This window comes from Flavobacterium zhairuonense (genome assembly GCF_004352915.1).
Lineage (GTDB): Bacteria > Bacteroidota > Bacteroidia > Flavobacteriales > Flavobacteriaceae > Flavobacterium > Flavobacterium zhairuonense.
Genome location: NZ_SJSY01000076.1, coordinates 296,064 through 316,431 on the forward strand (window position 1 = coordinate 296,064; position 20,368 = coordinate 316,431).

At 32.8% G+C, this 20,368-nt stretch carries 14 protein-coding genes; 9 read left to right on the forward strand and 5 right to left on the reverse strand.

Annotation, left to right across the window (positions count from 1 at the left end; translation table 11 throughout):
* Positions 1–16: 16 nt before the first annotated feature.
* The gene (locus tag EYY60_RS20385) at positions 17–196 is read right to left on the reverse strand and encodes a hypothetical protein (RefSeq protein WP_132991117.1); all 180 of its coding nucleotides are present in this window, start codon (positions 194–196) and stop codon (positions 17–19) included.
* 206 nt (positions 197–402) lie between these two features.
* Positions 403–2,796 (reverse strand): outer membrane beta-barrel family protein, encoded by a 2,394-nt coding sequence (locus tag EYY60_RS20390; RefSeq protein ID WP_132991118.1) that lies wholly within the window; start codon positions 2,794–2,796, stop codon positions 403–405.
* Positions 2,797–3,029: 233 nt separating this feature from the next.
* Between EYY60_RS20390 and EYY60_RS20395 the strand changes: the two genes are divergently transcribed.
* The 5 genes from EYY60_RS20395 (at position 3,030) to EYY60_RS20410 (ending at position 9,873) form a co-directional block, all read left to right on the forward strand.
* Positions 3,030–4,754: a helix-turn-helix domain-containing protein gene (locus EYY60_RS20395; RefSeq protein WP_132991119.1), complete on the forward strand. Its 1,725-nt coding sequence runs from the start codon at positions 3,030–3,032 to the stop codon at positions 4,752–4,754.
* Between the two features lie 138 nt (positions 4,755–4,892).
* Entirely contained in the window at positions 4,893–5,048 is a 156-nt protein-coding gene (locus EYY60_RS22335) for a hypothetical protein (RefSeq protein ID WP_162847909.1), read from the forward strand.
* Positions 5,049–5,119: 71 nt separating this feature from the next.
* Positions 5,120–6,814, forward strand: a complete 1,695-nt coding sequence (locus tag EYY60_RS20400; RefSeq protein ID WP_132991120.1) for a S8 family peptidase — start codon at positions 5,120–5,122, stop codon at positions 6,812–6,814.
* Complete coding sequence (locus tag EYY60_RS20405; RefSeq protein WP_132991121.1) at positions 6,814–9,009, forward strand: lantibiotic dehydratase family protein; 2,196 nt, start codon at positions 6,814–6,816, stop codon at positions 9,007–9,009. The genes EYY60_RS20400 and EYY60_RS20405 overlap by 1 nt, the downstream gene beginning before the upstream one ends.
* Before the next feature lie 3 nt (positions 9,010–9,012).
* A complete protein-coding gene (locus EYY60_RS20410; RefSeq protein WP_132991122.1) occupies positions 9,013–9,873 on the forward strand; it encodes a thiopeptide-type bacteriocin biosynthesis protein in 861 nt (286 codons plus the stop codon).
* 722 nt (positions 9,874–10,595) lie between these two features.
* Here the strand turns inward: EYY60_RS20410 and EYY60_RS20415 are convergent.
* The gene (locus EYY60_RS20415; protein WP_132991123.1) at positions 10,596–11,012 is read right to left on the reverse strand and encodes a winged helix-turn-helix transcriptional regulator; all 417 of its coding nucleotides are present in this window, start codon (positions 11,010–11,012) and stop codon (positions 10,596–10,598) included.
* Between the two features lie 97 nt (positions 11,013–11,109).
* Between EYY60_RS20415 and EYY60_RS20420 the strand changes: the two genes are divergently transcribed.
* From EYY60_RS20420 to EYY60_RS20435, 4 genes are all read left to right on the forward strand, one after another.
* The gene (locus tag EYY60_RS20420) at positions 11,110–11,913 is read left to right on the forward strand and encodes an enoyl-CoA hydratase/isomerase family protein (RefSeq protein ID WP_132991124.1); all 804 of its coding nucleotides are present in this window, start codon (positions 11,110–11,112) and stop codon (positions 11,911–11,913) included.
* Positions 11,914–11,918: 5 nt separating this feature from the next.
* The gene (locus EYY60_RS20425; RefSeq protein ID WP_132991125.1) at positions 11,919–12,920 is read left to right on the forward strand and encodes an NADP-dependent oxidoreductase; all 1,002 of its coding nucleotides are present in this window, start codon (positions 11,919–11,921) and stop codon (positions 12,918–12,920) included.
* 393 nt (positions 12,921–13,313) lie between these two features.
* Positions 13,314–14,318, forward strand: a complete 1,005-nt coding sequence (locus tag EYY60_RS20430) for an aldo/keto reductase (protein ID WP_132991126.1) — start codon at positions 13,314–13,316, stop codon at positions 14,316–14,318.
* Between the two features lie 40 nt (positions 14,319–14,358).
* The gene (locus tag EYY60_RS20435; protein WP_132991127.1) at positions 14,359–15,273 is read left to right on the forward strand and encodes a helix-turn-helix domain-containing protein; all 915 of its coding nucleotides are present in this window, start codon (positions 14,359–14,361) and stop codon (positions 15,271–15,273) included.
* A gap of 252 nt (positions 15,274–15,525) precedes the next feature.
* Here EYY60_RS20435 and EYY60_RS20440 read toward each other — a convergent pair whose 3' ends face one another.
* Positions 15,526–17,922, reverse strand: coding sequence for an arylsulfatase (locus EYY60_RS20440; protein ID WP_208749494.1), 2,397 nt, complete (start codon positions 17,920–17,922; stop codon positions 15,526–15,528).
* Positions 17,923–17,971: 49 nt separating this feature from the next.
* Entirely contained in the window at positions 17,972–20,353 is a 2,382-nt protein-coding gene (locus EYY60_RS20445) for an arylsulfatase (RefSeq protein WP_132991128.1), read from the reverse strand.
* Positions 20,354–20,368 lie beyond the last annotated feature (15 nt).

A 20,368-nucleotide genomic window follows, 5' to 3' on the forward strand; every position in this document is an offset into this window, starting at 1 on the left:
AATTTATGATCATTAATTATTCAGCACCACAACCTCTTGCACAGTTACCACCATAGCAATTGTTTGCTGGAGCAATTGTTCCACCTGTAACAGCAGTAGTAGTCAACGCAGCAGAAAATCCACCTTTTAATACTTCACCTTTTGTTTGAAGAACTTCAAATTTAGCTGCGTCAAACTTTTTTACTTGTTTTTTCATTTCAAAAAAATTAATGTTAATTGATTAGTTCTGTCTATTTTTTCTCCGAACAGTCGGATAACCTGCAAGTAGCATTTATCTAAAAACTAATAACTTGTGTATTTGCAACTACACACAGGAATTAGTAATTAGAAAATATTTTTAGTAATTAATTATTAAATGGGAGTACTATAAAACTCTTTTAGAAGTTATTTACACTTTTATAGTTAGTTTGCTCTTCCTTTTTCATCCTCATTACTTACTTGTCTTTTGGGCACATTAATTTTCGAGTTCCCAAATTTGTATGATACGGTAAGGCGAACATATCTTGAATCATAATAACCTTTATTAACTGACTCTATATTATTGCGGTAACTTGAATTATTATAATCATAGGCTTTGAACAAATTGTTGCCTGCAAGTGTTGCCTGCAAAGTTTTATTAAGAAAAAGCATTCTTAAAAACACATTTAATTGCGTAAAAGCATAATTATAAACCAAATCTGAGGATTGATGAGGAAAATTATATTGAAGATCAAATCCAGACAATATGGTTTTAGTTTTATTTATAGTGAAAGTATTTAAAGTCCCAATAGTTGCTCCAAATCCTTCACTACTTTTGGGAGTTATTGGATAAATTTTTGAATCAGAATGCAAATAATAACCATAAAAGGTATTTTGGCTTTCCAGCCATTTCAATTTTTTATAAACATAAACTTGTTGCAAACCAAAACTGTAATCATTAAAATAGTTCAATCTAGTTGTTTTTTGGGTATAATCACTATCACTAACTAAAACTACCTGACCAGAATTATCAATATCTTTCGAGTATACTAAAGATGTATTCAGATAATCTTTATACGAATAATTAAGTTCTAAATTGTGTGTATATGTTGGTTGCAAAAATGGATTTCCTTGTGTGTAGGCATATGGGTTTGAATACCATCTGAAAGGATTTAATTCCTTAAAATTTGGCCTGTATATCCTTTTACCATAATTTAAAGAATAAACATGATTTTCATTAGGTGTATAAGTTAAGTAAGATGTTGGAAAGAACTTTGTATAGTTATTTTTATTTATTTGATTAAGTGTAATTGAATTTCCTTCGGTCTGTGTATTTTCAATTCTCAAACCCAACTGCAACTCCCATTTTGCATTAATTTTTTTATTTCCAGCGAAATATAAAGCCTGTGTGTCCTCTTTATAGTCAAATAAATTGCTTTGTGAAGGATCGAAAACAGGGATTTCATTGGTAGTATCATAATAACTTACATCGTTACTTGTTTTTGAGAATGATAATTTCGTTCCGTAGCTTAAGTTAATCCATTTAAAAGGATGTTGCACGTCAATCTGAGCAGAATAATTGTTGATTTTTTGCCCTGCAATATTGTTTGCAGACATATATTCATTTGGAATTTCTTCTTGATTAGAGTTTGATGTATTTGAATAAAAATTTCTATTATTATCCGATTTGTAGTTTAAATAATCAACATCAACCGTAATATTTCTCCCCAAAGTATCTAGAACTATATTAGAATGCCAGTTTAGTGTATTTATATCTTTGCTTCTAGCACTTTTGCCAAAAGTTTTTATTATGCCATTATTAGACCCTAAATTATCAGTCAGATAAGTATTATCCCCGTCATTAATATTAGGTTTACTGTAGCTTCCCATATATTGGATTCCGCTTGTGAATCTTTTTGAAAATTGATAATCTAACCCAATACGATTACTTAGTAAATTTGTAAAGTTTTTGCTTTTTACATTGCTGTTCCACAGCTGGTCGGGGTAATATATATCGGTGCTTTCCATACCCTGATAAGCACCATTAGAGTAATTGCTATTTAAAACCAATGAAATTTTATTCTTCTGATAACTAAAATTTCCACCTAAACTTCCTGTAGCATATGTAGTTTGTTTGTAAACACCATTTAATGATGCACTCCATGAATTATTTATTGCCTTTTTTAAATTTATATTTATAATTCCACTATTCCCTTCTGCGTCATATTTTGCTGGAGGCGTTGTAATCACTTCAATATTTTTAATGGTACTGGAAGGTATCGTTTTTAAAAAACTTATTAAATCTTCCCCGGAAACCTGTATTAATCTACTATTTATCATCAATTTGAGATTACTTTTCCCAATCATTGTAATAACATCATTCTGCAGTCGTATTCCTGGCGTCAATTTTAATGCATCAACAGCATCTCCTCCAGTTGCATTAATTGAATTTTCGACATTAAAGACCAAGCGATCTACTTTTCTTTCAATAAGCTTTTTATTACCAGTAACTATAACTTCCTTTAGACTTTCTTCGTTTTCTGATATTACAATTTCACCAAAATCCAAATCATTAGATAATCTTATATCTTTCTTCCAAATAATTTTATTTAAATACTTTATTTCTAAAAGATAATCCCCCTCTTTAGTTAAAAAGAAAAATTGGCCATTACTATTTGTCAGCTCGCTTTTCTCTATTTTCGACTTAATATCTGTAAGCTGAACTTCCAGCACTTCATAAGGAATTTTTTCTGAAGTAGCCACTTTTCCTTTTACCGTAAATTGTGCAAACAATGAAGAACTGTACAGCATAATCGAGGCAATTAAAATTCTTGTCATTATATTCTTTTTAATTCTATTAAATTTTCAGAGTTCAAAACTAGATTAGTGAATCAATTCAAACAAATCATGATTATCGAGATTCAGGAATTCAGACCTTTTTTTCACGAATCCCGATACCAACAACCACACAAAGAACATGATATCAACAACTTAAAACTTAACATGAAAAATCTTCATTTTAAACAAAAAGTTGCTGTATTTACTTTACTTTTGCGAAAATTGACTCTCAAATGAACGGCATAAAACAGACAAAAACTCTTTTTTTTATTCTTATATCGCTTACATTATTTTCACAATCGCGAACAAAAAATCTTTCAAGTCTTTCCTATGATAAATTACATGACTTATATTTTGCAAACCCGAAGAATGAGACGCTTCAGTTAGAATGTGCAAAAGCTTATTTGGCAAAAGCAAATAATGAAAACATATCTATTAGAAAAGCAAAAGCAAATTATCAGTTTGCTCTTTTATATTATGAAAAAGACTCTAAAAAGGCAATTCAATATTTAGACAGTGTTATAAAATATTCTCTAGATACTAATGATAAGTATTTCCCAGCATCTGCATATTGCGAAAAAGCTGAATTGCTTAAAAAACAATTTAAATTTAAAGAAGCAATGGCTAATTATAACTTAGCCGAAAAAGTCACTATTAAAACGAATACAGATTTCTATTATAATGTCTTGAGCTTTATCGCTACAACAAAATCAGAAGATTTAGGAGAATATGATGAAGCTTTAACTTTATACAAAAGCTGTTTTAATTTCTACAAAACAAAAAATGTAAGGTTACCGCAATATGCAAGTTACTACCAAGATATTATCTTTGGTATGGCAGATTGCTACAAATCATTAAAAAATACAGATTCAACGACTTATTACAACAAGTTGGGTTATAATGAATCGAGAATTACCCAAAACAAAAAATTTCAGTATCTATTTGTTCTTAACGAAGGCGCGAATCAATTATTTAAAAGAAACTACAAAGCAGCAATAGATAGTATAGAAAAAGCGCTGCCAATAATGATTACTAATAATGATCAGGGAAATGTATTGGCATCTTACTATTATTTGGGAAAAACATACGATGGATTAGGAAACAAGGAAATGGCTGTAAAGAATTTCATTAGGGTGGATTCTGTTTATAAAAAAGCAAAAGAAATAAGTACAGAGTTTATTGAAGGTTATCCGTATTTAATTAGTTATTACAAAACCAAAGGAGACAAAGAAAATCAGTTAAAATATATAACAAAATATATGGAAATTGATAGCGTACTTGAGAGAAACTATAAAGAATTCAACACCATCATTCAGAAAGAATATGACAATCCACACTTGTTTTTGGAAAAAGAAAAGCTGATAAAATCCTTAAAAAATGATAACCAAAAGTCATATTGGGGCATTACAATCCTCTTATTAAGCAGCGTCTCCATCGGTTTTTTTGGCGTTTATCAGCACAGACAAAAAAATAAATACAAAACCAGATTTGAAAAACTCATAAACCAAAAACAAACTTCAAATGAAAGTCTGCATAACAGTGTAAATAATGAAGTTGAAATTCAAAATATTAGCAAAACAGAAATTGGTATTAATGAAGAACTGATAAAACAAATCTTAGAAAAGCTTGATCGTTTTGAATATAAAAATGAATATCTTCAACCCAATATAACCATACAGACACTTTCAGTCTCATTTAAAACAAATAGTAAGTATATTTCAAAAATCATTAATACATACAAAAATAAAACGTTTACTCAGTACATTAATGATCTACGAATTGAGTATGCTGTTGATTTATTGAAAAAGAATCCCAAGCTTCGAAAATATACCATTAATGCTCTTGCAATTGATTTTGGCTATAACAATGCTGAATCATTTTCTACAGCATTTTTCAAAAAAACAGGCATTAAACCATCATATTTCATCAAAGAATTAGAAAAAATAGAGATTATTTAGTTTGAACAAAATCAGCTTTTTAAACTACTCTAAAGAACGGAATTCACGAATTCCGACATGTAAAACAAGATGTTTTGACTGAATATCTGGAGGAGAGTATAAATTTGCGTCCCACAAATAAGTAAAACTCAAAGAACCATGAAAAACAAAGAAGAAAAATCTAAAAAAAAATTTAACCTTGAAAAATTTGAAGTAGCAAAATTAAAAAACATGCGCGTGATAATTGGAGGCAATTCTGATGACCCAATCGATACCAATCATAAAGGTGGTGGAGGTTCTACCGGACAATGCTAATTTTCCATCAAAATAGACACCTCCATTCAAAGATTTATCTTGGATGGAGGTAATTAAACAATACGGTAATAATGAAAAACTTTTATATTTTATCTTTTTTAACTATTTTCTTCATAGGATGCAAATCTGTTGGCCAATCAAAGACTGAGGTTTCAAAATCAGATCCTAAAACAGACTTTACTGATGCTTGGTATCAAAAAGATTTTCAAAAAGATAACATTCCCGGAATATCTCTGGATAAGTGGTATCTTCAAAACAAAATGAAGCCAAAAAACAAAAATATAATTGTTGCAGTTGTAGACACTCAAATTGACCTAAAACACGAAGACTTACAAGGAATTATATGGACAAATTTGAAAGAAATTCCAAATAATGGAATTGATGACGATCATAATGGCTACATTGATGACTATAACGGTTGGAGTTTTACTGGAACTAAAAGTGGCGCTTATGTGGTTTGGAATAGATACGAATATGTACGAATTGTTCAGGAATGGGGAAAGTTATTTAAAGGCAAAACAGAATCTCAAGTAGAACCTGATAATCTATACAAATTCTCTGAGTATCAAAGAGCATTAAAAATGTTCGAACAAAAAAATAAATACTACAACAATTGGCTTAAATCTTTAAAACATTGCGTTTCGATTTATCCACTTGTAAAGGATACCTTAAAGCATTTTTTTCCGAAAGAGGATTATACATACAAACAATTAGACAGTTTGTATAAAAAATATAAAATAAATGACAAGAAATATCGTCAGATGCGTGATGACAATGATAAAGATCTTGGCGCACTAATTTTTTATATGATGATCTGCCTTGAGGTGGATCAAAATAATTTTGACGACGTAAAAGATAAAGAAACACAGTTAGATTCTATTGTTAATAAAAATTTGAATTTAGAATATGATGAGCGACTTTCTATTGGAGATACCCCTTCTATTCTGGAAAAAGGATATGGTAATAATAATGTGAGCAATACAAGAACGGGAATAAGAACAATACAAGATCACAATACTATGGTATCAGGCGTTATTGGCGCAAACAGAAACAATAATAAAGGAATTAAAGGGATTGCAGAAAATGTAAGAATAATGCCTTTAAATATCTCTCCTTCTGGCGACGAACATGATAAAGATATTGCAATGGCGATACGATACGCTGTAGACAACGGGGCCAGAATAATCAATATGTCTTTTGGAAAAGAGTTTTCAATGCATAAAGACTGGGTTATGGATGCATTCAAATATGCTGAAGATCATGATGTTCTATTGGTGCATAGCGCTGGTAATGGCAGTCAAAATATCGATGAAAACAAAATTTTCCCCAATGACCTTAACGAAAATGATTCAAAAGAAATATTTAGTAATTTCATAAATGTAGGATCTACAACTAGGCAGGTTGGAGATAAATTTGTGTCGAATTTTTCTAATTATGGCAAAATTAATGTCGATTTATTTGCTCCAGGAGATGAAATCTACACTACTGGTGCTGGTAATATTTACAAAACTGAATCTGGAACTTCTTTTTCAGCTCCCATGGTTTCAGGAACTGCTGCTTTGATTTGGACTTTTTATCCTAAACTTACCGTTAAACAGGTTAAACAAATCATTCTTGATTCAGGCACCTCATATGATATAGAGGTCAATATTCCAGGAACCACTGACAAGAAGAAAAAATTCTCCGAATTATCACAATCTGGAAAGGTCTTAAATGTATATAATGCTATGCAACTGGCAGAAAAAATAAGTAAACTTAAAAGCTAATGCAAACTTATAAAATAGAAGCTTTTTCTCAATATATACTAAGAACACCTTTATTTCCAATAAATTTCTATAGTGACCTTACCGAAAATTATAGTAAAGAAAAAATTCTGGGAAAATTTGAAGATAAATATGTCCGTGAAGCCATTAGTCTGGCGTCTCCTGAACTATTAAAAGCCATCGATAAATGGAAATTAAATCCTTCAAAAATACTTGAGAAAAAGAAGGAAAATTTAGAAATTAGCCTTCTTAAGTATATAGCCCGAATGTCTGCACGTTGCACACCGTTTGGGTTATTTAGTAGCTGTTGCGTAGGTAAAATATCTGATGACAGCAATATTATACTTGCCAATCCTAAAATGTATTATCGACATACCCAATTCGATATGCAGTTTTGGGTAGCATTACTACAAGATTTTTCAAACAGAGAAGAAATTATTCCTTACCTTAAATTTTATCCAAATAACTCCATTTATTCTCTTGGCGATTTTTACAGATATGTCGAGTATAAATATGTAAACACAAAGAGAGAGCATCATTTGTCTGCATTAAGAAAATCAGACTTGTTGCATTTGATCTTAAGAAAAAGTAAATCTGGATTAACTATTTCTGAAATAGCCAAATTATTGATTGACGATGATTCTGAACTAGATGAAGCACTAGAATACATAAAACGGCTTATTGATTATCAATTTTTGGTTAGCGAACTTGATGCTGCTGTAACAGAAAAAAATGAATGGGAAAGAGTGCTTACAATTCTAAATAAAATTCCAATTGTGAGCGAAACCTCTGCAATTTTGCAAACCATCAAATCTCAACTCTCAGCATTAGATTTCAATCTCACTCCATCACCAAAACAGCACCAATTAATTCGAGCTGAAATCAATAAATTAGAAGTTGAGTACGATGAAAAATACCTTTTCCAGACTGATTTATATACATATACAAATAGCAACAAACTAAATAATGCTATTTCTAAGAATGTCCTTAAGGCTATCCATTTTCTAAATGGAATTCAAAAGCAAAATTCATCCTTTAATCAATCTCATTTTATTACTGCTTATATTAAAAGATATGAATTTGCAGAAATGCCTTTAACAACTGTCCTCGATACAGAGACAGGAATTGGTTATCTGCAAAATCAGGAAATGAATGATACACATGAACTTTTGAATAAATTTTCGTTTTCTGAAAAAAAAATAAACGAAAATTTATCCAAAACTGAATATGATATCATATTAGAACGAAAACTAAAAGAAGCTTTTTCTAAAGGAAATGCCATTTTATCACTTTATGAGGAAGATTTTCCAGATTTTAACGCGAGCTGGAATGATGCCCCTTCTACTTTTTCTGTAATGATAGAATGCCTAAAAATAAATGATAATGAAGTTATTTCAATCGAATCATCTGGTAATTTTAGCGCCGCAAAATTATTAGGTCGCTTTTGCAATGGGAGTCCGTCTATTCATAATTTAACAAATGAAATCATTGAAAAAGAAAATGCTCAATATCCGGATAAAATTCTTAGTGAGATCGTTCATATTCCAGAATCTAGAACTGGAAATATTTTAAAAAGACCTCTCTTAAGAAATTATGAAATTCCTTATTTATCAAATTCTGTGTTAGCTTATGACAATCAAATTCGCATGGAAGATTTGATGATTTCCATTAAAAACAATAGAATTGTTTTGCGATCAAAAAAACTCAAAAAAGAGATTATACCATGTCTTTCAAATGCTCATGATTATTCTTTTAAATCTCTGCCCATATATCACTTCCTAGCTGATTTACAATCGCAAAATTATAAACCAATCCATAATTTTTCATGGGGCTCTTTAGAAGATCATTATGAATATTTCCCAAGAGTTATTTATAAGGATATAATTATATCAAAAGCAAAATGGAAAATAACAAAGACTGAACTAGAACCTTTTTATTCATCTAGTTTTACATTATTTACGGCTTGGAGAGTACAAAAAAAAATTCCAAGGTTTGTAAATTTAATTCATTTTGACAATACTCTTCTAATTGATTTTGAGAACGAAATCGGATTGAGATTATTTTTAAAATCTGTACAAAATCAAAACACTTTCACATTGCAAGAATTTTTATTTACTGAGGAATCCATGACTAAAAATGAAAATGGTGAAAACTTTGCAAACCAAATAATTTTATCATTTTATAAAAAGCAAATTTAAAGTATGGAAAGATTTTTTTTCATAGGAAGTCAGTGGCTTTATTATAAAATATACTGTGGAGCTAGAACCGCAGATTTTATTTTAAAAGAAAAATTGCATCCAATCATTCAAGAATTAAAGAATAACAATATTATTCAAAAATGGTTTTTCATTCGATATAACGATCCTGAACAGCACATCAGAATTCGCTTTTACAGCGAAAATCCAGAAAACGCATTTATCATTATTTCAAAATTATTTCCACTATTAAATACGCTACTTGATGAAAATAGTATTTGGAAAATACAAACAGATACCTATCAAAGAGAATTAGAACGATATGGAAAAGAAACCATCGAAGAGTCTGAAACTTTATTTTGCATCAATAGCGAAATAATCCTAAATTATTTATTTCTAAAACAAAATTTTATAGAAAATGAAATGGAGTTTTTTTTTAGCTTTATTTTAATTGATAACTTTTTAAATGCTTTTTCTTTAAATAATACACAAAAATTACAGCTAATGGAGGGACTGCAAAATTCATTTAAAAAAGAGTTTAATGTCGACAAGACTTTGAGAAGGGAAATGGATAATCAATTTAGACAATTGTATAAAGAAATGCATCATTTTATATCACAAAATGCCTTTAAAGATCTTCCTGAATTATATAAAACAATAAACATAAATAGTACTCAAAGTAGAGAGACTATCACAACAATAAAAAACAGATTAAAAATTAACTTATATGATTTTTTAGGTAGTCACATTCACATGATGATTAATCGGCAATATACATCTAAACAACGAATGTATGAGCTTATCATTTATAATCATTTATATAAATATTATAAAAGTTTAAATTACAATCTTCAAAAAACTGTTTAGATATTTCAATGACCTTCTTCTATATCAAGACTGATAATTAGGATTATCCACGAAACTTTTATTTCATGGAGTTGACCTATTTTTGTGTGAGTTTATATAAGAGTATTTAATTTCATAAATAGAAATATTTCAATGTTTTATTGAAGTAGTAAAAATTGAATTTAGTGCAGAATCGGTGAACAGATGTTCAAAGACATAAATAAAACCAGCATATACAGTGGGTTTTAAGCTTAAAGTTTGCATCCTACTCTCCTCTTCCCTAGTAAAATACATAGTTAATTACCTAATAATTAGATTAAGGAGATTTAAAAACTCTAATATCCTTGTCAAATTTTGATTTCAATAATTTCCAAATTACTATAAAATTTTGGTAAAAACTAACCTGTTCTCTTTAGACAGTACCAAATTTTATTTTCAAGAATTTTATAAAAAGCTACTACATCATAATAAATTTAGATATAAATATGTTTTAATATTTTTAAACATTTAGCCCTTACGATACATACAAACCGTTTAAAAATGAAAATGCAAAATAATTATCTTAATAAATTAACCTGAAAGTAAGCCAATTTCTTTAAATCATTCATAAAATAAATGGTTCGAAATCTAGTTAAGGATATAGGATTTTTTTCTCTTTTGGTTTATCGTAATTTTTTGATACTAAATACAGTAATTCCAAAATAATTTTAGCCTCTGTCTCATCTATCTGGGTGTCGTTCTTTTTAAACAATCATCTTTTTCATTTTATCGGTCAGCTTATCTATAAAAGCCTGTTTATCTTTCTTGATCTCTCTCAAAAATTCAATATGACGCTCAGAAAGTATAAAATACTTTTCGCCCCAAATATACATCTCAATTAATACAGGGAGTAAATCAATGCCCTTCTCAGAGAGTTGATATAAAAATTTCACTTTGCTTTCAGGATGATCCAGCTTTACAATGATACCTCCGTCTTCAAGAGATGACAATCTAGATGCAAGGATGTTAGTAGCAATTTTTTCTTCCGATTTCAAAAAATCACCATAAGTACACTTCTTATAATACATCAGGTCACGTACAATTAAAAGTGACCATTTATCTCCTAACAAATCAAGTGAACTGCTCACCGGACAGCCCGACCTTTTTTTTATTTCTTTCATTTTTTTTATCTACTTGCATTTTGCAAGTATATTTATTTATATTTGTACTTTCAATTTGCAAGTAAAATTACAAAAAATTAACCAAAACTACTCAATTATGATTTTTACGACACACAAAATTACAAATGGATACTGGAAAATCAGTTTCAACAATCCACCTATTAACATGTTTGATACCGAATTTTCTAAACAGCTGATGACTGTGATGGACGAATTGGAGTCAAATGAAAACCTGAAAGTTGTAGTCTTTGAGAGCGAAAATCCAGACTTTTTTGTTGCTCATGTCGAACTGTTAAATGTTGGAAACTTTCCAAAAGGAACCGGAAAAACAGGTCTTTCGGTAGCCTGGCCGGATATTGCACGCAGGCTGGAAGTTGCCCCTTTTGTGACCATAGCTTCGATCCGAGGCCGTGCCAGAGGACTTGGAAGTGAATTTGCACAAGCATTTGATTTACGCTTCGCCAGCAGGGAGAAGGCATTCTTGGCTCAGGTAGAAATAGGAATCGGTTCATTTCCTGGTGGCGGAGGACTTGAACGACTGCATCTGCTTACAGGACGCAGTCGAGCCCTTGAAATTATTTTAAGCGGTAAAGATTATGATGCAGATACAGCCGCTTTATATGGCTGGGTAAACCGGTCAATTCCTGACCCTGAACTAGATGAATATGTTGAAAAATTTGCAAAGCGCATAGATTCATTTGACAAAAAACCAATTGCTGCCATAAAACAAATTATGAACCAAAGAGCCAAACTTCCTTCAAACGAAGAAATTTTAGACACACAAATTAAATTCTTTGCTTCACTCGAGGAGCCGGAAGCACGCGGCCGTATTAAAAATCTATTTGAAAGAGGACTCCAGCAGAATGGCGATCTAGAACTAAATCTTGCTGATAACATCTAAAAAATATGAAAGCATACATCTTACCTAAATACGGCAAAACAGAAAAATTATTTCTCAGCGATGTAAAAATACCTGAAATTGGAGATTATGAGGTATTGGTGGAAATTCATGCTGCAAGTATCAACCAGTTGGATTTAAAAATAAAAAATGGAGATTTCAAGTTAATCCTTCCATACCAATTACCTTTAATATTAGGTCACGATATTGCAGGAATAATAGTCGAAACCGGTTCTAAAGTAACTCGCTTTAAAATTGGAGACCAGATTTATGGACGAGCAGCCGATTTTCATATCGGTTCCTTTGCAGAATTTATAGCTGTGAATGAAAATGATCTGGCACTAAAACCTAAAAATATATCGATGGAGCAGGCAGCATCAATTCCGTTAGTTGGGCTAACCGTATGGCAGACATTCGTCGAAAATACGAAACTTCGTAAAGGCCAGAAAGTTTTTATTCAGGCCGGTTCTGGCGGAGTTGGTACAATAGCAATTCAGTTTGCCAAACATCTTGAGGCATTTGTCGCCACGACAGCCAGCGAAAAGAATTTTGACATGCTGAAAGCCCTTGGAGCTGATATTATAATAGATTATAAAAAGGATAATTTTGAAAATATTCTTAAAGATTATGATGTAGTGCTTAACAGCCAGGATGCTAAAACACTTGAAAAATCATTGACAATTTTAAAACCGGGAGGTAGTATTATTTCAATTTCAGGACCTCCAACTCCAGAGTTTGCAAAATCAATTGGCGCATCAGCAATAATACGTTTTATCCTTTGGTTAACCAGCCTGAAAATTCGCAATAAGGCTAAAAAATTAAATATCAATTATTCCTTTTTATTCATGAAGGCCAACGGAAGACAACTGGAACAAATAGGTAATTTAATCGATTCTAACGAAATTAAACCGGTTGTGGATAAAGTGTTCCCTTTTGAACAAATCAACGATGCTTTTGACTATATGCAAAATGGACATGCAAAAGGAAAAGTGGTTGTGAAAATAAAATGATCATGTCTTTCATTTTAATTATCATCCATAAATTTAATACGAATATTTTCCCAATTAATATTTAAATTTACTTCTAATGCTTTGAATTTTTATACTCACAAATTTATGCTGAAATTTGTAAAAAACGTTAAAACATTAGTTTTAGCGTTTTTTTTATGCCTTTTTCACATAATTTAACCCACTTTAACTTATAAAAAAAGCGGTTTGTAAATCCAGTAAGGTTGACTTTACTGGATTCAAACCGTATAAATCACTAATAAACAACATATTAACACAATTCATTACCTTTATATTTACTCACATTTAATAGAGGATTTGGATACAATAATCCGTAATCTAAACACTTTTACTCACAACAAAATTGAGAAATTTGCTTAACTAAAAAATATTCATATGAGCAATTTGAAAAAAATAAACTTAGGAAATCAAGGACTTGTTGTTCCTACTATAGGTTTGGGGTGTATGGGCATGACAGAAATGATGGGTAAAAATACATACGGCCAGGCAAATGAAAAGGAATCTATTTCGACTATACATAGATCCTTTGAATTAGGAGGCAATTTTTTGGATACAGCAGATCTATATGGCCCCCAAAAGAATGAACAACTGATTGCAAAAGCTATAGCAGGAAATAGAGAGCAATATATAATTGCTTCAAAATTTGGTTATGAAATAGATGATAATGGAAAATTGACAGGTGCAATAAAAGCCAGTAAGGATTATGTGAAGAAAGCATTAGAAAGATCATTAAAAAACCTCAAGACCGATTACATAGACCTTTATTATCTTCATCGATTAGATAAAAGTACACCAATTGAAGAAACAGTTGAAGCAATGGCTGAATTGGTAAAAGAAGGTAAAGTTCGCTATATTGGACTATCTGAAGTCGGTTCTGAAACTATAAGAAAAGCGCATAAAATTCACCCTTTAACTGCAGTTCAAACAGAATACTCATTGTTTGAGAGACAAGTTGAGGAATTAAAAATCACCGATACCTTAAAGGAGCTTGAAATTGGATTTGTAGCTTATTCTCCACTAGGGAGAGGATTTATTTCTGGAGCATTTCAGCATCCTAATGATATTCCTGCGGATGATTTTAGAAGATATCTGCCCCGATTTCAAGGTGAACAATTTTATAAAAACATAGAATTGCTTAATGAAATTAATCGAATTGCAGAACAAAAGAACATTACTGCCTCTCAACTTGCGATTGCATGGATAATAGCCAAAGGACACTTACCTATTCCGGGAACCAAAAAAGTGAAGTACGTAGAGCAGAATATTGCAGCCGCAAACATTGATTTAAGTCCAGAAGACTTAATTAGATTGGAATCAATTATACCACTAGGTACAGAAACTGGTAATAGATATCACGATATGAACGATGTAAATTTATAACTTTGGGTGAGCAATGACTCACCCATTTTATTTTTCACTAATGACCGACAATACACATCATCAATATAATTCCATCTCAGAGCTTCATTCCTTGCTTAATCTAAAAAAGCCGTCGCATCCTTTAGTAAGTGTCATTAACTTGGAAGAAATGGATACTGAAAATGGAAGCACTGTAAAATCTATTGAGTATAATTTCTATGCCCTCTTTTTAAAGAAAAACTTTGATGGTAAAATAAAATATGGACACCAATATTATGATTTTGATAATGGCGTAATGACATTTTTTGCTCCTAAGCAACGAGTTATTATAGAAGATTATACACCTACTAAGTTGGAAGGATGGATGCTTATATTTCATCCTGATTTTCTTCAGGGATATCCAATTACAAAAAAAATAAAAGAATACGGGTTTTTCTCTTATGCTACCAATGAAGCTTTACATGTTTCCGACAAAGAAGACGATGTCATTTCTGGTATAATGAAAAATTTACAGACGGAGATTGAAGCCATTATTGACGGTTATACACAAGATGTAGTTATATCACACATTGAACTTCTACTCAATTATTGTAACCGTTTCTACAACAGGCAATTCATTACCAGAAAAAAAGCATCAAATGACTTACTAGTAAGATTTGAAGACTTGTTGTCAGGTTATCTTCAAAATGACAAGGCAGATAAAATAGGAATACCATCTGTTCAATACTTGGCAGATAAACTTTTTATATCTCCTAATTATTTAAACGATTTACTCAAAAACCTGACGGGGCAAACAACACAACAACATATTCAAAATTTCCTTATTAATAAAGCAAAAGATTTATTGACAACAACAAATTTATCAGTAAGTGAGATTGCTTATCAATTAGGCTTTGAATATCCACAATCATTCAATAAGCTTTTTAAAAATAAAACTCATTTAACTCCATTGGAATTTAAGCAATCATTCAACTAACAAAACGATTGTCGATAAATAAATAATATTACTTTCAGTTTTTTAGCATTATACCTTTACTGCATATACAAACCACAATTTTATTGTTTGTATGAATAATTATCTTATAAATTCACTTGAAAATAAGCCAATTTCTTTAAATCATTCATAAAATGGTTTGTAAACTGTCCTGTCCCCGTCACTAAACTAAAAAATCCCATTTCTAACGAAATGGGATTTTTTTTAGAATTTAATAGATTTTTTCAAATTAATTTATAGCAAATTCACTTTCACGCTATTAATTTTCCCTTCAAATTTAAAAGGCGCTTTTTTATAATAACGAATAGAAACCGGACCGCCTAAATCTTCACCTACATCAAAAGTTTCGCTGGCGGTAAAAGCAACGGGAACTGTACGTTTTACTTCTCCCTTAGCATATTCTTTACCGTCAACAGTAATGACGATATCTGCGGGTGCTCCTGGTTTTGCAATAGTGGTTAAAACTTCTATTTTATGTTTTCCTGCTGGAATTTTTTCAGACGATTCAACATTGTAGCGTTCTATAATCAGCATATTATATTCGTAAACTAATTTTCCGTTATCCATAAATAAAGTAACACCGCCGCCAGAACCTCCAAGCGCATATAAAACTCCTGAAGCATTTTCTTTAACCTCAACATCGGCAATTACTTTGTTGCTTTTTTTGCCTAAGCCAGGCGCGCTAAATTCTGGCATTCGTTTCGTGGTTTCATCAAAAGTCCATGAAGTATAAGGCGCTTTGATAACGTCTTCTGGATGAATTCTTAACCAAATTCCAGCACCAATTGGATAATCTTTATTCTTTTTGGCTTCTTCGTTAAAAACTTCTTGAAGCTCTTTTAGTTTCTGCGGATTTTTAGCCGCTAAATCATTATACTGTGTGTAATCTTCTTTAATGTTATACAGTTCCCAAACATCTTTATTAGAATCCCATTCGGCTAAGCCTTTTTGAGCGGGAATCCACGGATACAAAGGGCCAAAAGTACAGGCATACCAGCCGTCTTTATAAACACCACGGCTTCCGTTATTATCAAAAAACTGAACTTTGGATACTTCTTTTGCTTTGGCATCATTAAAAGTATATTTAAAACTTACTCCATCTAAAGGCATCTGCTCAAAACCATTGACCACTTTTGGTGCTTTTATATTTAAAATATCATAAATAGTCGGCACTACATCATTTATATGGTGAAACTGACTTCTGGGTGTACCATCTGGTTTTATCATTTTTGGCCAGCGAACTACCATTGCGTTCTGCGTTCCTCCAAAATGGGAAGCCACTAATTTGGTATGTTTAAAAGGCGTATTTCCAGCCCAAGCCCATGCCGCATGATAATTGTTTTCTAAAAGAGGGCCGCCAATGGCATCCAATCCGCCGAGTTTATCTAGTGCATCCAATTGCTGTTGAATGGTATTCGAAACTCCGTTCTGCGCCAGTAATTCACTGATTGAACCATTTTGCCCTTCGGCACTAGAACCGTTATCTCCCCAGATAAAAAATACGATAGTATTATCCTTTTGTCCATTCGCTTCAAGCGCATCTAAAACTCGTCCAACTTCATGATCGGCATGTTCCACATATCCCGCAAATACTTCCATCATACGAATTTGAAATGCTCTTTCAGATTTCGGAATACTTTCCCATGAAGCCATTGTTTTATCACGTGCCGTAAGTATGGCGTTTTTCGGAATCCAGCCTAATTCTTTCTGACGTTTGAAAACTTTTTCGCGATAGGCATCCCATCCGTCATCAAATTTTCCTTTGTATTTGTCTGCCCATTCTTTAAAAATATGATGCGGTGCGTGGCCTGCACCGGGAGCAAAATATAATAGAAAAGGTTTGTCTGCTGCGTACGATTTATGCTGTTTCATCCACTCAATCGCGTGATCTGCTAAATCAGTAGTAAGATGATATTTTTCATCTTTTGGAGGTTCAACCGGAGTAAAATCGTTTATTAATCTTGGTTCATATTGCGAAGTTTCTCCAGCGAGAAATCCGTAAAAATGCTGAAATCCATAATTAACTGGCCAATAATCAAATGGGCCTGCAACCGTCGTTTGATTCGCTGGTGTATTATGCCATTTTCCAAAAGCTGATGTACTGTAGCCATAATTTTTTAAAACTTCGGCAACTGTAGCAGCTTCTTTAGGAATAATTCCGGTGTAGCCATCCCAATCAACAGCTCTTTCTGCAATGGTTCCATTTCCAACATGAGTATGGTTTCTGCCTGTTAATAAAGCGGCACGGCTCGGAGAACAGATTGATGTAGTGTGAAATTCATTATAAGCGATTCCTTCTTTAAATACTTTGGTTAAAGTGGGCGTATTGACACCGCCACCAAAAGTGGATGGCGTACCAAAACCCAAATCGTCCATTAGAATAATAATGATATTTGGTGCATCTTTTGGCAGATGATTCGGCTCTTCTCGACGTTTATGTTTGCTTTCTGCAAGCGTTTCATTGGCAACACTCGCACTCGGTACCGGCGGAAAAGGCAATACATCCTGCGCATAAGTTTTGAAATTGCTACCTAAAAGTAAAACAAGTAGCAAAAATATGCTGAGATTATTTTGAAAAAAACGATTAAATATTAAACTAATCATCTGCTTTAAATTATAAAATTCTTTCATGGTTTTAAATCTTAAAGGTTTTGATTCAATTTTTAAAACTGGGTTTTTATCAACTTTTCTTTGCGTACACAATTTTTGTTTTACCAATTTTCCCATTAAATGAAAAGGGAGCCTGATCAAAATAGTCTAAAGAAACAGGAGAATCTAAATCAGTTCCGATATCGAAAGTAGCATTTGATGTAAAGTGAAGAGACATAGCTGTCGGAACAGTTCCTTGACCAACTGAAGCACCATTTACTTTTAATGTCACATTCATTGCACCGCCAATTTTATCGACCAGTTTTGATTCGACTTCGATTTTTACTTTTCCTTTCGGCAGTTTATCTTTCGATTTGATTTTTGTTCGTTGCACTTCAAACAAATTAAACTCATAATTTAAATAACCATCTTTTACATAACAAGTAACGCCTCCCGAAAATCCTGCAAGCGCATATAAAACGCCATTTGCATTTTCAGGAACTTCAACATCCATTGTCACAAGACTGCTTACTTTTCCTAATTTAGGCGCTGCCGATTCCGGCATTCCTTTTATTGGCGAATCGAAAGTCCACTCTGTCAAGGGCGAAGAAGGCGCATCTTCTGGATGATATAATGCAGTTGACCATAATCCTCCACCGATAGGAAGGTTCTTATTTTTTGCTGATTCGGTTAAAAATAAGGCTTTCATTTCTTCCAGTTTTTTAGGCTCTTTTGAAGCCAAATCAACCGCCTGCGACCAATCCTGATCGAGATTATATAACTGCCAAGTATCTGTAAGTGGCGACCATTGTTTAATGCCTTTCGGAATTCCTCCTACCCACGGCTCTCTTGGCCCGCGGGCGCTTGCAAACCATCCGTCCTGGTAAATGCCTCGGCTCGCCATAATATCAAAAAACTGGGTATGGCGTGTGCCTGGTGCTTTTGGATCTGTAAAAGTGTAGACCATGCTTACTCCGTCTAATTCATCCTGAGCGAAACCATTTACTACTTTTGGAACCGGAATTTTATCGATTTCATAAATCGTCGCCGCAATATCTATAACATGATGAAACTGCGGTCTTGGCGTTTTATCATGCTTGATTCCTTTTGGCCAAGAAATAGCCATTGGCTGACGCGTTCCTCCAAAATAAGCGCCCTGTAATTTTGTTCCCTGATAGGGCGTACTTGTTGCCCAAGCCCAGCCAGCGTTGAACATATTATCGGTCTTTGGTCCGCCCAGAACATCTAAACCTCCCAATTCATTTAAGGCAGTAATATGCTGTTCAATTTTTGTAGGAATTGCATTTTGTGCCAATTGTTCGCTGATTGTTCCATTTAAACCCTCTGCAGAAGAACCATTGTCTCCCCAGATATAAATAATAATCGTATTGTCAAGTTCGCCGAGTTTTTCTATTTCGTCGATAACTCTTCCAGCATTAAAATCGGCATGTTCAGCAAAACCTGCCCATATTTCCATAAGACGACGCTGAAAAGGTTTTTCTGCTTCTGGAATATTTGCCCATGATGTCATCGATTCGGCTCTTGGCGTCAGCACTGTATTCTGTGGAATCCATCCTTTTTCTTTCTGGCGTTTAAATACTCTTTCGCGGTAAGCGTCCCAGCCATCATCAAATTTACCTTTGTATTTGTCTGCCCATTCTTTCATCACATGATGCGGACCGTGAGCGGCACCAGGCGCCCAATACACAAAAAACGGTTTTTCTGGTGCGTATGCTTTTTGTTCTGTCAGCCACAAAATTGCATCGTCTGCCAGATCTTCAGATAAATGGTAATAATCATGTCCACCTGATGTTTTAGGATGTTCTACATAAGTGGTATTTCGTACCAACGTAGGTTCATACTGTGAAGCTTCTCCAGCCAGAAAACCATAAAAATATTCAAATCCATAACCTGTAGGCCAATAATCAAAAGGCCCTTTTGAAGTAATTTGTTCTTCGGGCGTATTGTGCCATTTTCCAAAGGCTGCAGTATTATAACCGTAATTTTTTAAAATCTCCGCCATTGTCGCAGAACTCTTTGGAATAGTTCCGCTAAAACCATCAAAATCATTCGCAATAGCGGCAATCTGACCGTTTCCAACACGGGTATGATTACGCCCCGTAAGCAGAGAGGCACGCGTAGGCGAACACATCGCTGTGGAATGGAAACGATTATATGAAATTCCTGTATTGGCAACTCTGGATAATGTTGGCGTGTTTATTTCTCCCCCGTAAGTAGACGGAGCTCCGGGACCTGCATCATCCATCAATATTATTAAAATATTTGGCGCATTTTCCGGAAGATGTTTGGGCTCAGTTCTTTTTTTGTAAGTTGATGTTTCAATAGTCACTCCAGCCTGTGAAGCAGACGGAGCTGGAGGAAATGGCAGTACATCCTGCGCATTTATAAAACTAACAGACAAAACATTTATAATAAAAAAGAAAAACAGCTTTACATATATTTTAGTTTCCATAACAGACAATTTAGT

Bases quoted from the DNA above. Each gene is read 5' to 3' on its own strand.
- EYY60_RS20425 (WP_132991125.1), top strand. From the start codon at position 11,919: ATGAAAGCATACATCTTACCTAAATACGGCAAAACAGAAAAATTATTT.
- EYY60_RS20445 (WP_132991128.1), bottom strand. From the start codon at position 20,353: ATGGAAACTAAAATATATGTAAAGCTGTTTTTCTTTTTTATTATAAAT.
- EYY60_RS20385 (WP_132991117.1), bottom strand. From the start codon at position 196: ATGAAAAAACAAGTAAAAAAGTTTGACGCAGCTAAATTTGAAGTTCTT.
- EYY60_RS20400 (WP_132991120.1), top strand. From the start codon at position 5,120: ATGAAAAACTTTTATATTTTATCTTTTTTAACTATTTTCTTCATAGGA.
- EYY60_RS20390 (WP_132991118.1), bottom strand. From the start codon at position 2,796: ATGACAAGAATTTTAATTGCCTCGATTATGCTGTACAGTTCTTCATTG.
- EYY60_RS20430 (WP_132991126.1), top strand. From the start codon at position 13,314: ATGAGCAATTTGAAAAAAATAAACTTAGGAAATCAAGGACTTGTTGTT.
- EYY60_RS20435 (WP_132991127.1), top strand. From the start codon at position 14,359: ATGACCGACAATACACATCATCAATATAATTCCATCTCAGAGCTTCAT.
- EYY60_RS20420 (WP_132991124.1), top strand. From the start codon at position 11,110: ATGATTTTTACGACACACAAAATTACAAATGGATACTGGAAAATCAGT.
- EYY60_RS20415 (WP_132991123.1), bottom strand. From the start codon at position 11,012: ATGAAAGAAATAAAAAAAAGGTCGGGCTGTCCGGTGAGCAGTTCACTT.
- EYY60_RS22335 (WP_162847909.1), top strand. From the start codon at position 4,893: ATGAAAAACAAAGAAGAAAAATCTAAAAAAAAATTTAACCTTGAAAAA.
- EYY60_RS20405 (WP_132991121.1), top strand. From the start codon at position 6,814: ATGCAAACTTATAAAATAGAAGCTTTTTCTCAATATATACTAAGAACA.
- EYY60_RS20395 (WP_132991119.1), top strand. From the start codon at position 3,030: ATGAACGGCATAAAACAGACAAAAACTCTTTTTTTTATTCTTATATCG.
- EYY60_RS20440 (WP_208749494.1), bottom strand. From the start codon at position 17,922: ATGAAAGAATTTTATAATTTAAAGCAGATGATTAGTTTAATATTTAAT.
- EYY60_RS20410 (WP_132991122.1), top strand. From the start codon at position 9,013: ATGGAAAGATTTTTTTTCATAGGAAGTCAGTGGCTTTATTATAAAATA.